This window comes from Mesorhizobium sp. LNJC405B00, from assembly GCF_000502615.1.
In the GTDB taxonomy this organism is placed as follows: Bacteria; Pseudomonadota; Alphaproteobacteria; order Rhizobiales; family Rhizobiaceae; genus Mesorhizobium.
The window spans coordinates 384,477-399,772 of sequence record NZ_AYWC01000004.1; the positions used below are offsets into that span (position 1 = coordinate 384,477).

The following is a 15,296-nucleotide window of genomic DNA, read 5'->3' on the forward strand; positions in this document are numbered from 1 at the left end:
TAACCTATGACCGGTGCGGCGTGTTCGGCTGACCGGCCCGCCAAAGAAACTGCCGTCCTGCGGGGAACTCTTGGCCGCAGACTGCATTTAAGTCCGGGCAAAACGGGGGCGAAATGGGGGCCACTTCAAGCAATCCGCGATCTGAACTGCAGCGCTTCGAGCTTTTGGCAGCGCTGGGCGACCGTATTCGCGAGATTACGGATCCCGCAGAACTGGCCTACGCAGCCGCGGAACTGCTGGGGAACCATTTTGGCATCAGCCGAGCCGGATACGGCACGATCGATCTAGAGAAAGAAACGATCACCATTGACAGGGATTGGAACGCGCCAGGCATCAAAAGCCTGGCTGGGACGCTGAATTTCAGGAACTACGGCTCGTATATCGAGGATTTGAAGCGAGGCGAAACCGTTGTCTTTGAAAACGCCGAGACAGATCCGCGAACCAGCAGCCATGCGGAGGCACTCAAAGCCATCAGCGCCCAATCCGTCATCAACATGCCCGTTACCGAGCATGGCGGGCTGGTGGCGCTGTTATACCTGAACCACTCCGCGCCCAGACGCTGGGCGACGGAGGAAGTAGCCCTCATTTCGGCAGTCGCGGACCGGACGCGTACGGCGATAGAACGCCTTCGCGCCGAACTGGCCCTGCGTGAGAACGCCGAACGCCTTGCTTTTCTCGACCGCCTCGGCAGGGAGATAGCCCTCGCGGCCGACGCCGATGCTGTCATGCAGATCACCACTCGGCTCCTCGGCGAACATCTTGGCGTCTCGATTTGCGCCTATGCCGACATGGAGCAGGACCAAGACCATTTCACCATCCGCGGCGATTGGAGCGCACCTGGCTCGCCCAGCATCAGGGGATATTACAGTCTTGCCGATTTCGGTCGCCTGGCTGTCACCAACCTCAGCGCCAACAAGCCGCTTATCATCAACAACAACCTTGAGGAAATTGCTCCCGAGGAAGCGAAGACCTTTCAGGATATCGGGATAACGGCAACTATCTGTATGCCTTTGGTCAAACAAAGTCGACTGACTGCCCTGATGGCCATCCACGACAAGCAGCGCCGCGTCTGGTCGCAACGCGAACTGTCCTTGCTGACCGAGGTGACGGAGCGGTCCTGGGCTCACATCGAGCGCGTTCGCTCGGAACAGGCGGCACGGGCCAGCGAGGAGAGGCTGAGGCTTGCCACCGACGCGGCCGCTATTGGCACCTGGGATTACGATCCCATCAGCGGAGTGCTGCGTTGGGACGACCGGTGCAAAGCCCTTTTTGGTTTGCCGCCGGACGCGGAGGTGACATATGAAAGCGCCTTCCTGGCGGGCCTCCACCCGGAAGATCGCGCACGGGCCGACGAGGCCGTACGCCAGTCGCTCGCGCCGGGCACCCCCTCCCGCTACGACATCGAATACCGGACGATCGGCCTTCGGGATGGCAAGGAGCGCTGGATTGCCGCAACGGGGGAAGCGCTTTTCCAGTCCGGCCGTGCGATCCGCTTCATCGGCACCGTGGTTGATGTCACCGCGCGAAAGCGGGTGGAGCATCAGCTTCAGTTGATGAACGCTACTGCGGCAGCCGTGGCGGCCGAGCTTGACGTGGAGCGAATTGTCCAGACGGTAACCGATGCCGGCGTCGTGCTGTCGGGCGCACAATTTGGAGCTTTCTTCTACAATGTGATCGACGACAAGGGCGACAGCTATGTGCTCTACGCCCTTTCGGGGGCACCTCGTTCTGCTTTCGAAAACTTTCCCATGCCGCGCAACACCGCGGTGTTCGAGCCCACTTTCCGCGGCACAAGCGTGGTGCGTTCCGACGATATCCTCACCGATCCGCGTTACGGAAAGAACTGGCCCCGCAAGGGAATGCCGGAGGGCCATCTGCCGGTGCGTTCCTATCTCGCCGTGCCGGTCGTCTCGCGTTCGGGCGAGGTCCTGGGCGGCCTCTTCCTTGGTCATTCAGAGACCGGCGTGTTCGCCGAACAGCAAGAAGCGGCCTTGCTGGGGCTTGCCGGCCATGCCGCGACGGCCATCGACAACTCCCGGCTGTTCAAGGCGCTGCAGACACTCAACGGCACGCTCGAACAACGTGTCAAAGATGAAGTTGCGGAACGCGCCAGAGCAGAAGAGCACCTGCGCCAAGCCCAGAAGATGGAAGCTGTCGGACAGCTCACCGGTGGCATCGCGCACGACTTCAACAATATGCTGGCCGTCATCATCGGCGGCCTGAACCTTGTGCAGCGCAAGCTCAGAAACGGCGATACCAACGTCCACCAATTCGTAACCGGCGCGATCGATGGAGCACAACGTGCCGCAGAACTTACCAGGCGACTGCTCGCCTTTTCCCGCCAGCAACCACTGGCGCCGAAGCGGCTGAATCCAAATCGCCTCGTCTCCGGTATGAGCGAATTGCTGAACCGGACGCTTGGCGAGACCATCCAGATCGAGACCGTGCTCGCCGCGGGCCTATGGCATGTCGAGGCCGACGCAGGGCAATTGGAAAGCGCGCTGCTCAACCTTTGCGTCAACGCAAGGGATGCCATGCCTGCTGGCGGCAAGCTGACGATCGAGACATCAAACGCCCACGTCGACGATCGCTATGCCAGGGAGAACGCGATCCCCTCCGGCCAGTATGTGATGATAGCGGTCACCGATACAGGAACGGGCATGACTGCTGATGTTGTCGCAAGAGCCTTCGATCCGTTCTTCACCACCAAGGGGGTCGGCAAAGGCACCGGGCTGGGACTCAGCCAAGTCTATGGGTTTGTTCGCCAGTCCGGCGGCAGTGTGAAGATCTATTCCGAGCAGGGCATCGGAACCACCTTGAAAATATATTTGCCGCGCTCGCACCATGGCGTGCTCGACAGCCAAATCGACGTCGTGGCAGGCGAGCACCCCGGCTGTGCAGACGAGATCATCATGGTTGTCGAGGATGAAGATCGCGTCCGGCTGATGGCCGCGGAAGCGCTGCGGGAACTGGGCTACTCCGTGCTGGAAATGCAAGGTCCACGCGAAGCGCTGGTGGCCGTCGAAAGCGGGCAAGTGCCGTCGCTTCTGTTCACCGACGTGGTGATGCCGGAGATGTCGGGCCGGGAGCTGGTGGGTCAGGTCAAGACAATGCACCCGTCGCTAAAAGTGCTCTACACCACCGGCTACACACGAAATGCGATTGTCCACAACGGCACGCTCGATTTCGGAACCGAACTTTTGACCAAGCCCTACACGATCGACGAATTGGCAGAGAAAGTCCGGAAGGTGCTGGATCGAAAGTGAACGGGCAACAGCCCGCGACGCTCGCCGTGTGACCGAACCCGGCGTTTGCCGCGTAAGGTGTGCGGCGAAACGGGCCGAAGGTGTCGACACCGACATCGTATTAATATGGCCCGGCTTCACTTTTCCGAGCCAATATCCCTCCAGATTTTGTCTACCTCTTGCCCATCCGCGGCCTTGCTCATTGCCGTGATGGCGCAGCACGATCGAAATCTCGTTGCCGCCGGTCACCGGTCGGAGAAATAAATGCCGCCTCTGGCTCCCTGCGATGCTCAACACTGAAGTTACCGTAAAAATGCTCGCTGGCCGATGGCCGGATGGAACAATCAACTTGCCGGGATGTTCGGATGGTCTAACCGGAGAGATGTCCATGTTCATGCACAACAAGCGCCTGCAATACACCGTTCGCGTCTCGGAGCCGAATCCTCGCCTGGCCTGCATGATCATGGAACAGTTCGGCGGCGCCGATGGCGAGCTTGCAGCGGCCATGCGCTATTTCACGCAAGGGCTTGGCGAGGACGATCTTGGCCGTCGCGACATGTTGCTCGATATTGCGACCGAAGAACTCAGCCATCTCGAAGTGGTGGGATCAATCGTCACCATGCTCAACAAGGGGCTCAAGGCACAGCTGGCCGAGGGCCAAATGAAGGAAGCCGACCTTTACCTGATGATCGGCGCCAGCGGCACAACAGCCAAGGAATCAATTCTGTTCGGCGGCGCTCCCGCGCTGTGCGACTCAGCCGGCGTTCCCTGGACCGCGGCCTATGTCGACTCGCGCGGTGAACCTACGGTGGATTTGCGGTCGAATATCGCCGCCGAAGCCCGCGCCAAGATCGTTTACGAACGCCTCATCAACATCACCGACGACCCGGGAATCAAGGACGCGCTCGGCTTCCTGATGACCCGCGAGATCGCGCACCAGAAGTCGTTTGAGAAAGCACTCTACGCGATCGAAAACAATTTCCCTTCCGGCAAGCTCCCAGGCGTAGAGAAGTACGCCAGCATGTATGTCAACACCTCTCAAGGCGACGGCGATGTCGCTGGCCCATGGAATTCCGGCGAAGAGTGGGATCGGATCGATGACCTTGAAGAGGTGATGCCCGTCGACGGCGGAGACGGCCTGGCAACTGTCAAGCTGGGGGCCAAAGACATGAAGGTGGTGGCCAGGATGGCCGACCGTACGCTTTCCGATCCGGCTTCCGATCCGACAACAGGTGCTGATCTAGGAGCAGGCCCGGGAGCTGGCCGTACCAAGAACGCCGATTTCGGCGGCGCGGCAAGCATTCAGGAGGCCCCGGCCGTGGCAGAGGCTGCCGTCAAACGCGCACGTAGGCGTTAGCACAGAGCCGACGCGGGCATCTATGTTCCGCGATGCGGCCGGAAGCTAAGACCGACGAAGGCAGGGCATCCGACCAGCAACGGACTGGCCGGAGCGCTCGCATCGACATCTGTGCTGAATGTGGGTGAAGCAACCATGGCCACCGCCGCACCACGACCAGATTCGGAGCGTGCGGGCCAGCCGGATAAGGTCCGTCCCGACGGTTGCGAGAACCGGTGCATCGTGACAATCGGAGCATCGGCCGGCGGCGTCGACGCGCTGAAGAGACTTGTCCGCGATCTTTCGCCGGACATCCCGGCGGCTCTCCTCGTCGTACAGCACGTTGGTCCCACGAGTTACCTCGGCGACATTCTCGGTCGCGCTGCCAACATGCCCGTTGCAAATGCCTCCAACGGCATGAAGGTTAAAAACGGGCACATCTTCGTTGCACCGCCGGGAGCTCACCTTCTGTTACACGACGATCATATGCTGCTGCGGCGCGGGCCGCGCGAGAACCTGGCGCGCCCCGCCATCGACCCCCTGTTTCGGTCGGCCGCCTGCAGCTTTGGCGGCAGCGTGATCGGCGTCGTGCTCACAGGCAGCCTCTCCGACGGCACCGCCGGCCTGCACGCAATCAAGATGTGCGGAGGCGTCAGCGTAGTCCAGGACCCCGGCGACGCTGCAGTACCCGACATGCCGCTGAGCGCCTTGCAGAATGTGGAAATCGACCATTGCGTCCCTCTGTCCGAAATGGCTGGCCTGTTGCACAGGCTTGCTTCCGAAATCGCAGGACCGACACCAGAAATCCCGTCCGGCATCCGCCTTGAGGCAGCGATTGCAGCTCAGGAGCACAGCACAATGGAATTGACCGAAGGCCAGCTTGGCGCCCCCTCGACATTTGTCTGCCCCGAATGTCATGGCCCCCTATGGGAGATCGAAGACGGGCCGATTACCCGTTACCGCTGCCACACCGGACATGCGTTCGGAGCGGACGTTTTAATGCAGGCCCAGGCTGACGATGCGGAACAGGCTCTTTGGAGCCTTTTAAGAGCGCACCAGCAGCGGGCTGAGTTGGCGAAACGTACGGCAAAACGCGAAGCCGCGCGGGAAAGACACAGCCTGGCCAGCCAAATGGCTGCGCGGGCCGCGGAGTACGAAGCCGACGCGAAACTTATTGAAGAGATCATCCATCGTCGAACGCCGTGACAAGGCAACAGCGTTTGTCAGGGCGGGTGCGTCTGCGCCATCCCGATCGCATTTTTCCTGGATCAGCCGCGTTGCCTCACCGCTTGGCCTGTGGCCACGGGTATCCAGGTCCCATGCTTTGATTGAACACCTGCACCCAAATCCAACTGCACGAATTTTATGCAAAGCAGGAACATAGAAGCATTACGCGAGTTAGGCACTGACCCATTGGACGTATCCTCGCATTCTGCGGTCTGCCTGGGTGGTCCTTGTTTTGTAAACGAATGCCAGGACAATGTATCGCTCGCAGCTTTTCGTACCTCTTTTTGGCCTGCTGTTGCTGATGGGTGGCCTGTTCCACGGGCACGAGGCCATGGCGCAGGAACCCTGTCCGGCCGACCACGACAAGCTGCTTGCAGCCCTCAAAGCCAACGTGAAGGCAAGCGGCGGACCAGCCAATGGCGGCTTTGAGACCAACGAATGGGCAGCCATCGTTGCCCGTGACGGCACTGTCTGCGCGATTGCGTTCAGCGGCCCCACCCCCGACTCGCAATGGCCGGGAAGTCGGCTCATAGCAGCGGAGAAAGCCAACACGGCCAACGGTCTCAGCCTGGCTCAGATGGCCCTCTCGACGGCCAATCTCTATGCGGGGGTGCAGCCGGGCGGGCCGCTATTTGGCCTGCAGGAGACCAATCCCGTCAACCAGGCCGCGGCCTATACGGGCGATCCCAAAACGTTCGGAAGCGCCGGCGACCCGCTCGTCGGCAAGCCGATCGGAGGCGTCGTGGTGTTTGGCGGCGGACTTGCCCTCTACGACGGCAAGAGCATTGTCGGCGGCCTCGGCGTTTCAGGCGATTCCTCATGCGCCGATCACAATGTCGCCTGGCGTATCCGCGCGGCGCTCGGCTTCGACAAGGTCCCGGCAGGCGTCAATCCAAATCGCAAGGATGCCATTGTCTACGATCTGGACCCCGGCGGCAAAAGCGCTTCGGGCTGGGGCCATCCGCTTTGTGCCGGAACGGAGGCCGACATCGCCGCCGAACTCGGCGCCGGCGTGGGAGGCTCGATCAATAAATGAAAGCTATGCCGCAGTTGGCATTAACGCGCGTTGACGTAGAACGACGTACCCGCAAATTGGCAGCCGGGAATTCCTTTGGCGCTATCCTTCTGGTGACGCTGCTCGCCTGCCTGCTGCTTCTGGGCGCTGCGTCCGAGCCTCCTAAAACACCAGCGATCGTACCGCCAGCCGCAGCTTCGCCACCCGATGACGGGCAATGGACGATGCCGGCCAAGAACTACGCGTCGACGCGCTTCAGCGAACTCTCCGAGATCAATGAAGGCAACGTCAAGAACCTGCAGGTCGCGTTCACGTTCTCGACAGGCGTGAACAAGGGCCAGGAAGCAGCGCCGCTGGTCGTCGGCAACACCATGTATATCGTGACGCCCTTTCCCAACTTCGTCTATGCGCTCGATCTCTCCAAGCCCGGCGCCCCGATGAAGTGGAAGTATGAACCCAATCCCGAGCCGGCGGCACAGGGAGTGGCCTGCTGCGACGTCGTCAACCGCGGGGTGACATTCGCCGACGGGCGCATCTTTTTCAATACGCTGGACGGCCACACGATTGCCCTTGATGCGAACACGGGCAAGCCGATCTGGAACACTCATGTCGGCAACATCAACATCGGCGAGACCATCACCATGGCGCCGCTTGTGGTGAAGGGCAAAGTGCTGGTCGGCAATTCCGGCGGCGAGATGGGCGTTCGCGGCTGGGTAAAGGCGCTCGACGCCGGCGACGGTCATGTCGTCTGGATCGCCTATAGCACCGGGCCGGACAAGGACGTGCTGATCGGACCGGACTTCAAGCCGCACTACGACATGGACAAAGGCAAGGATCTTGGCGTCACGACATGGCCGCCGGAAGCCTGGAAGATCGGCGGCGGCAACATGTGGGGCTGGATTTCCTATGATCCCGATCTGAACCTGATCTTCCACGGCACCGGCAATCCCGGACCATGGAATCCGGATTTGCGGCCGGGCGACAACAAGTGGACGTCTGGCATTTTCGCGCGCGATCCCGACACCGGCGCGGCGAAATGGTTTTATCAATGGAGCCCGCATGACCTCCACGATTATGACGGCATCAACGAGCAGATCCTGCTCGACATGACCTGGCAGGGCAAGCCGCGCAAGGTGCTGATCCGGCCGGAGCGCAACGGCTATCTCTACATCCTCGACCGGACCACCGGCGAGGTGCTGTCGGCAAAACCCTTTGGTCCGGTCAACTCCAGCAAAGGTGTGGATCTGAAAACCGGCCGGCTGATCGTAAATCCGGACAAGAAGACCGGCACCGGCAAGGTCGTTCGCGATATCTGTCCGACGGCGTCGGGCCTCAAGGACTGGCAGCCTTCCGCGTTCTCGCCGAAGACCGGCCTGCTCTACATCCCGCACAACAATCTGTGCATGGATGAAGAAGGCGTCGAGGTGAACTACATCGCCGGCACGCCCTATGTGGGCATGAATGTCCGCATGATACCAGGGCCTGGCGGTAATCGCGGCGCCTTCACCGCCTGGGACATCGCCGCGGAGAAACCCGCATGGAGCCTCAAGGAGAATTTCCCGGTGTGGAGCGGCGCGGTAGTGACCGCCGGCGACGTTGTCTTCTATGGCACGATGGAAGGCTGGTTCAAGGCGGTCAGCGCCAAGACCGGAGACCTGCTTTGGCAGTTCAAGACCTCGTCCGGGATCATCGGCCAGCCCATCACCTATCGCGGTCCCGACGGGCACCAATATGTCGCCATCCTCTCAGGCGTCGGTGGCTGGGCCGGCGCCATTGTATCGGGCGATCTTGACCCGCGTGACGCCACCGCCGCGCTCGGTTTCGTCAATGCCATGAAGGATCTGAAGAACGCGACAACCTCGGGAGGCACGCTTTATGTGTTCCGGCTGCCTTGATGGATTGTACTTGACCGTAGGTCCGGCGCGAAAGGCGTGTCAACGGCTGGTGATCGGCATGGCCGCCATCGCCTTCGTGTTCTTGACGGCCACAGCCGACGCACGTGAGTTGAGGGTCTGTGCCGATCCGAACAACATGCCGTTCTCCAACGCGGCAGGTCAGGGCTTCGAGAACAGGATCGCCGAAATCGTTGCGTCCGATCTCGGCGCCAAGCTGACCTATACCTGGTGGGCGCAGCGTCGCGGCTTCATCCGCAACACGCTGAAGGCGGGCCTGTGCGATCTCGTGCCGGGCACGCCGAGCAACCTCGAAATGCTGCGCACCACCACGCCCTACTACCGATCGTCCTATGTCTTCGTCACCCGCAGGGACGGCCCCGACGTAGCATCGTTCAATGATCCGCGGCTGCGCGACATGCGGATCGGTGTTCAGCTCATCGGCGACGATGGCGCCAATTCGCCTCCGGTCCAGGCGCTTGGCCGCCGCGGTATCGTCGGGCACCTCGTTGGCTATCCGGTCTATGGCGATTATTCCGCCCCCAACCCGCCGGCGCGCATCGTCGAAGCGGTGGCGAGTGGCGAGATCGACCTTGCCGTGGTCTGGGGCCCCCTCGCCGGCTACTTCGCCGCCAGGCAGAAGGTGCCGCTCCGCATCACGCCGGTTGCGCCCCGCATCGACGGACCGCAACTGCCGATGATCTACGACATCTCGATGGGCGTCCGCCGCGAAGACGATGCGCTGCGCGGCGATGTCAATGGCGCCCTGTCCAGGCACAAGGTCGAGATAGATGCCTTGCTGTCACAGTATGGCGTGCCGCGCCTCGATGCCCCGGGGAGCCCGGTCCGATGAGAGCCGTTGTGGCCATGCTCCTGTTTCCAGTCCTGGCGCTCGCTGCCTGCCAGCGCGAGGAACGTGACACGCGCCCGCAATCGGCGCTCGGATCGGGCGAGCAGCCGACGCCTGTGACCACGCTGGAGCCCGGCGGACAGCGGCCCCCCGCCAGCGACAACAAGGCGGCGAGCTTCGAGGCCAACGCCTTCCACATGAGCGAAGGGAAACGGCTTTTCGGCTGGTTCAACTGTTCGGGATGCCACGCCAATGGCGGCGGCGGCATGGGGCCGGCCCTGATGGACCAGAAGTGGCTCTATGGCAGCTCGATCGAAAGCATCCATGCCACGATCCGCGACGGTCGGCCAAACGGCATGCCGAGCTTCCGCGACAAAATTCCCGACGACCAGATCTGGGAGCTTGCGGCTTTCGTGCGCTCGCTGAGCGGCAACGCGCCGTCTTCCGCCGCGCCGCAACGCAATGACGACATGATGGCGCATCCTTCGGAAAACCGCATGCCCGACGCGGCCACGCTGGGGAAGTCGCCGTGAAACGTCTCGTCTCGATGGCGTTCGCCACCGCCGGGGCTCTGTTGCTCCAGGGATGCGCGGGCTGGCAATCCGCCCTCGACCCGAAAGGTCCCGCGGCGAGCGAACTGGCGTGGCTGATCTGGTTCTTCACCGCGCTCTGCGCCGTGGTGTGGGTGCTGGTGATGATCGCCCTCGTCGTGCCCTTGATGATGCGGTCGCGCGCGCAGGCGGAGCCGCTCGCGATCGAGGCCGGCGCCGACGACCGGAAGCTGCGCGCGGTGATGACCGCCGTCGGGTTGACCGCCATTGTCCTGATCGGACTGACCTTGCTGAGCTTCTTCGCCAACAGGACGCTCGCCGCGATCGGCTCGGATGCCGCACTGACCATTCGGGTCACCGGCCATCAATGGTGGTGGGAGGTGCGCTATGAGGATGCCACGCCAAGCCGCATCCTGACCACGGCGAACGAGATCCATATCCCAGCCGGGGAGCCGGTGCGGCTTCTTCTGACCTCGACCGACGTCATCCATTCCTTCTGGATCCCGAGCCTTTCGGGCAAGCTCGACCTCATTCCCGGCCACATGAACGTGCTCGACCTCAAGGCAGACAAGCCTGGTGTTTACCGAGGTCAATGCGCCGAGTTCTGCGGGGCGCAGCACGCAAACATGGGCACCTTCATCATCGCCGAGCCGCGTGCGAAGTTCGACGCCTGGTGGAACGACCAGTTGCAGCCGGCCGCTACTCCGACGGGGGACGAAGCCAAGGCCGGCCAGGATCTGTTTCTGAAGCGCCCTTGCGTGATGTGTCACAGAATAGGCGGCACGCCTGCCGGAGGAACGGTCGCCCCTGACCTCACCCATATAGCCAGCCGGCAGACGCTTGCCGCCGGGACATTGACAATGAGCCGCGGCAATCTCGCCGCCTGGATAGCCGACCCACAGGGCATCAAGCCCGGATCCCACATGCCGGTGGTGGAGCTCAGCGGCGACGAACTCAACGCCATGGTCGCCTACCTCGAGGCGCTTAAATGAGCAGCGCGGACCTCACAAGCGAACGCGACCTGCCGCCGGTGCGTGAAACCTCTACCGCGGGCGACGTCGCACCCGAGCATGACGGACCGCGCGACACCGGCATGGACGATGCCAGCCTGGATCGCTGGCTGGCGCGGACATGGCGCACGCCCCCCGGCATCATCGGCGCGCTGTCGAGCGTCGACCACAAGGTCGTCGCACGGCGCTATCTGATCACCGCCTTCGTGTTTCTGTGCCTGGGCGGGCTCAACGCTGTCGCCATGCGCATCCAGCTCTCAGGGCCGCAGCGCGGTCTGATCGGCCCGGACCTCTACAACCAGCTGTTCACGATGCATGGTGTGACCATGATGTTCCTGTTCGCCGTGCCCATCGTGCAGGCGACAGGCATCTATCTCGTCCCGCTGATGGTCGGCAGCCGCAACATCGCCTTTCCCCGCCTGAACGCGTTCAGCTACTGGATCTATGTTTCGGGCGGCATATTCGCCTGGGTGTCTTTCGCGCTCAACATGGCGCCCGACGTCGGCTGGTTTGCTTATGTGCCGCTGTCAGGCCCCGAATTCGCGCCGGGCAAGCGGGCCGACGTCTGGGCCCAGATGATCACTTATACAGAAGTTTCCTCACTCGCCGTCGCGGTGGCAACCATCGTCACCGTGTTCAAGCAGCGAGCCCCCGGCATGTCGCTGGACAGGATTCCGCTCTACGTCTGGGCAATGCTGGTTACCTCCTTCGTCGTCGTCTTCGCCATGCCCGCGGTGATGATCACCTCGACCTTCCTGATCCTCGACCGGCTGGTCGGCACACATATCTTCAACCCCGCCGAGGGCGGCGACGCACTGCTCTTCCAGCATCTGTTCTGGTTCTTTGGCCATCCCGAGGTCTACATCATCTTCCTGCCGGCGACGGGCATGGTCTCCGCGATCATCCCGGTCTTCGCCCGGCGTCCCGTGTTCGGGCATCTCGGGCTGGTCTTGTCGCTGATCGCCGTCGGTTTCCTTTCGTTCGGCCTCTGGGTCCATCACATGTTCGCGACGGGGCTACCCAAGCTCGGCGCCAGCTTCTTCACCGCGTCGAGCATGCTGATCGCCATCCCCAATGGCGTTCAGATCTTCTGCTGGCTGGCGACCTTGTGGGACGGCAGGCCGGTGATCCGCACGCCGCTGCTGTTCGTGTTCGGCTTCTTTTTCATCTTCGTCATCGGCGGCCTCACCGGCGTGATGCTCGCTTCGGTGCCGCTGGACCTCCAGGTGCACGACACCTATTTCGTCGTCGCCCATTTCCATTACGTGCTGATCGGCGGTTCGGTCTTCCCGCTGCTGGGCGCCGCCTATTTCTGGTTCCCCAAGATCAGCGGCCGCATGATGAGCGAGCGTCTCGGGCGCTGGCATTTCTGGCTGGCTTTCATCGGCTTCAACGCAGCTTTTTTCCCAATGCATCTCGTCGGGCTCTGGGGCATGCCACGAAGGGTCTACACCTATCCGGCCGAGCTTGGCTGGGGCAACATCAACCTGTTCATCAGCGCCGGCGCGGTGCTCTTTTTCCTCAGCTTCGTACTGTTCACGTTCAATCTTATACACGGCGCGTTGAAGGGCGCACTGGCCGGAAACAATCCCTGGGATGCCGGTACGCTCGAATGGGCGACGTCTTCGCCGCCGCCAAGCTATAATTTCGCGCGGATACCGATTGTCACACACGTCGAGCCGCTCTGGGCCGAACGGGAGGCGCCGCCTGTGGCGACCGGACTCCGCGTCGATGTCCGTGAGCTGTTGATCTCAACCGTGGCGGAAGCCCACCCCGACATTCGCGAGAAATCGGCGACACCGTCGATCTGGCCGCTGCTGGCGGCAATCGCCGTCGGCGGTACGTTTGTCTATTCGATCTTCACGCCCTGGGCGATCGTCTGGGGCGCCGCGCCGATCGCCATCACCTTGATCGGCTGGTTCTGGCCCAAGGACGACCCGGAGGATGAGGGATGAGTGAGCGTCCCAGCTTGGATCTTTCGGACCTCCCGACCTTTAGACATGGTCCGCGCAGCCCGACCTGGTGGGGAACGCTCGGCTTCATGGCACTGGAGGGGATGGGCTTCGCGCTGGCCGCGGGCGCTTATCTCTATCTCGCGACCTTGTGGCCCAATTGGCGTCTAAGCGCCCCGGAACCCAACCATTGGCCCGGAACGATCGTCACCATCCTGTTTATCATCAGCGTGGTGCCGAACCACATGCTCCACGGCTATGCCAAGCAATGCGCGATCGTGCCGGTGCGGATCGGGCTGGTGGTGATGTCGCTGCTCGGTCTGGCCCCGCTTGTCGTGCGCTGGTTCGAATTCCCGGCGCTGAACATCTACTGGGACACGAACGCCTATGGTTCGATGCTCTGGGTGCTGCTCGGGCTGCACACCACACACCTGATCACCGATGTCGGCGACACCATCGTTTTGACGGTGCTGATGTTCACACGCCATGGCTATAGCGGCCGGCGCTTCGGCGATGTCGGCGACAATGTCTTCTATTGGGATTTCGTGGTGCTGACCTGGATCCCGATCTATCTGCTCATCTACTGGATGCCGAGGCTAGGCTGATGCGTGCGTTGAAAAAGGGAACGTCCTGGGGTGGTCTTCTGTCGGGGCCGATGGCTTGGGCAATCTCGACGCAGCTGAACTACGCACTCGTACCATGGCAGTGCAACCGCCAGGTGCCGGTGGTGCTTCCCGTGGCACTGGTGCTCGCCGCGCTTTCGCTGCTCGGCGGTGCCTTGTCATGGCGGGCGAAGCGGCAGGGCGGCGCCGCCTTCAAGCCTGAGCGCACGCGCAGCACCGAGCAGTTCGTCGCCGATCTCGGCATGCTTGCGGCATTGCTGTTTGCCCTCGTCATCATCATGCAAGGCAGCGCGGCTCTCATTCTCGACGAGTGCCTGCGATGAGCTTCGACGCGTTCTTCTCGACCTCGATCTGCTACGGCGCCGGCGCGCCCGAGGCCGGATGGACGCTCGCATTTCCCATCACGTTTCCGCTGGCCGCGATTGCCTTCCTTTATGCCATCGGAGCGACTCGGTTGTGGCGCCGCAGCAGCCGAGGCCGTCCCGAGCGGATGCGGCAGGCGTTGTTTTTCGCCGCGGGTTGGGGCGCGCTGACGGCAGCACTGGTCAGCCCCATCCATGCGCTCGGCGAGCGGGTGTTTGCCGCCCATATGATCGAGCATGAACTGCTGATGGCGGTCGCGGCGCCCCTCCTTGTCGCCGCTTGCCCAGGGGCGGTCCTGCTCTGGTCCTTGCCGGCCTCACTTCGCCGCGGAACGGGCAAGCTCACGCGCGCAAAGACGCTGCAATCGGTTTGGGCCCTGGTGATCCGCCCCCTCAACGCGACGATCATTCACGGCGTCGCCATCTGGATCTGGCACATTCCGGCGTTGTTCCAGGCAGCGCTCCAGCAGGGCTTTCTTCATTATGCCCAGCATGCGAGCTTCCTCGCCACAGCCTTGCTGTTCTGGTGGGCGCTCCTACCGCGCCCCGGTCGGCAGCAGACCTCTGGCAGCTCCGTCATGCATCTTTTCTTCACCTCGCTTCATACCGGCCTGCTCGGTGTCCTGCTGCTGATGTCGCCCAAACTCTGGTATCCGGAGAATGGCGCCGGCGCGGCATTGTGGGGACTGACCGCGATCGAGGACCAGCAGCTCGCCGGATTGGTAATGTGGGTTCCGGCCGGCTTGATCTATGGCGGCGCCGCCCTGCTGCTCGCCGGCCTGTGGATAAGCAGCAGCGCAACCAGGGAGGCAACACATGCGCTCCGACCTGGGTAGGCTGATCGGGGGCGCCCTTGCCGCAATCCTGCTGCTGACCGCGGCTGTCGCAGCGGCGACCTTGTGGTCCGACCGGCGCGACCGTGTCCGGCACGAGTCGGATGCGGCGACCGGGGGCGTAGGCGCTCGCGCCATTCCAATCATGACGGCGAATGGCTGCTCCGGCTGCCATACGATACCCGGCGTGCCGGGTGCGCAAGGCCAGGTCGGACCCCGCCTGGACGGTGGCCTTGCCGACAGGGTCTTTATCGGTGGCCTGCTGGCAAACAATCCGGAGAACATGATCCGCTGGATACGCTCGGCGAGAGAAGTCAATCCGCACACGGCCATGCCGTCTACGAGGATCACCGAGCAACAGGCGCGGGACATCGCCGCTTATCTCTATGCGTTGAGGTAA

General features: G+C 62.5%; 13 protein-coding genes. All 13 read left to right on the forward strand.

Translation table 11 applies throughout. From position 1 onward, the window contains the following. The first annotated feature begins 113 nt into the window (after window positions 1-113). The 13 genes from X756_RS154500 to X756_RS154440 all read left to right on the forward strand — a co-directional run bounded on the left by X756_RS154500 (window position 114) and on the right by X756_RS154440 (window position 15,296). Entirely contained in the window at window positions 114-3,266 is a 3,153-nt protein-coding gene (locus X756_RS154500; RefSeq protein WP_023729513.1) for a GAF domain-containing protein, read from the forward strand. Between the two features lie 367 nt (window positions 3,267-3,633). Then, window positions 3,634-4,602, forward strand: coding sequence for a manganese catalase family protein (locus X756_RS154495; protein WP_023681124.1), 969 nt, complete (start codon window positions 3,634-3,636; stop codon window positions 4,600-4,602). Window positions 4,603-4,737: 135 nt separating this feature from the next. Next, window positions 4,738-5,787, forward strand: coding sequence for a chemotaxis protein CheB (locus tag X756_RS154490; protein ID WP_023729514.1), 1,050 nt, complete (start codon window positions 4,738-4,740; stop codon window positions 5,785-5,787). Between the two features lie 274 nt (window positions 5,788-6,061). Next, a complete protein-coding gene (locus X756_RS154485) occupies window positions 6,062-6,844 on the forward strand; it encodes a heme-binding protein (RefSeq protein ID WP_023712209.1) in 783 nt (260 codons plus the stop codon). Then, window positions 6,841-8,718 (forward strand): methanol/ethanol family PQQ-dependent dehydrogenase, encoded by a 1,878-nt coding sequence (locus X756_RS154480; RefSeq protein WP_023729515.1) that lies wholly within the window; start codon window positions 6,841-6,843, stop codon window positions 8,716-8,718. The genes X756_RS154485 and X756_RS154480 overlap by 4 nt, the downstream gene beginning before the upstream one ends. 58 nt (window positions 8,719-8,776) lie before the next feature. Next, a complete protein-coding gene (locus X756_RS154475) occupies window positions 8,777-9,568 on the forward strand; it encodes a substrate-binding domain-containing protein (RefSeq protein ID WP_023668012.1) in 792 nt (263 codons plus the stop codon). Further along, window positions 9,565-10,098 (forward strand): c-type cytochrome, encoded by a 534-nt coding sequence (locus X756_RS154470; protein ID WP_023668011.1) that lies wholly within the window; start codon window positions 9,565-9,567, stop codon window positions 10,096-10,098. The genes X756_RS154475 and X756_RS154470 overlap by 4 nt, the downstream gene beginning before the upstream one ends. Next, window positions 10,095-11,108, forward strand: coding sequence for a cytochrome c oxidase subunit II (gene coxB, locus X756_RS154465; RefSeq protein WP_023729516.1), 1,014 nt, complete (start codon window positions 10,095-10,097; stop codon window positions 11,106-11,108). The genes X756_RS154470 and coxB overlap by 4 nt, the downstream gene beginning before the upstream one ends. Further along, entirely contained in the window at window positions 11,105-13,081 is a 1,977-nt protein-coding gene (gene ctaD / locus X756_RS154460; RefSeq protein ID WP_023729517.1) for a cytochrome c oxidase subunit I, read from the forward strand. Before coxB ends, ctaD begins: the two co-directional genes overlap by 4 nt. Next, a complete protein-coding gene (locus tag X756_RS154455; RefSeq protein ID WP_023729518.1) occupies window positions 13,078-13,683 on the forward strand; it encodes a cytochrome c oxidase subunit III in 606 nt (201 codons plus the stop codon). Before ctaD ends, X756_RS154455 begins: the two co-directional genes overlap by 4 nt. Further along, on the forward strand, window positions 13,683-14,024 hold the full coding sequence (locus X756_RS154450) for a hypothetical protein (RefSeq protein ID WP_023729519.1): 342 nt from the start codon (window positions 13,683-13,685) through the stop codon (window positions 14,022-14,024). The genes X756_RS154455 and X756_RS154450 overlap by 1 nt, the downstream gene beginning before the upstream one ends. After that, window positions 14,021-14,899 carry a cytochrome c oxidase assembly protein gene (locus X756_RS154445; protein ID WP_023729520.1) on the forward strand — a complete coding sequence of 293 codons (879 nt, stop codon included), beginning with the start codon at window positions 14,021-14,023 and terminating at the stop codon, window positions 14,897-14,899. The genes X756_RS154450 and X756_RS154445 overlap by 4 nt, the downstream gene beginning before the upstream one ends. Then, a complete protein-coding gene (locus X756_RS154440; RefSeq protein ID WP_023712217.1) occupies window positions 14,880-15,296 on the forward strand; it encodes a c-type cytochrome in 417 nt (138 codons plus the stop codon). The genes X756_RS154445 and X756_RS154440 overlap by 20 nt, the downstream gene beginning before the upstream one ends.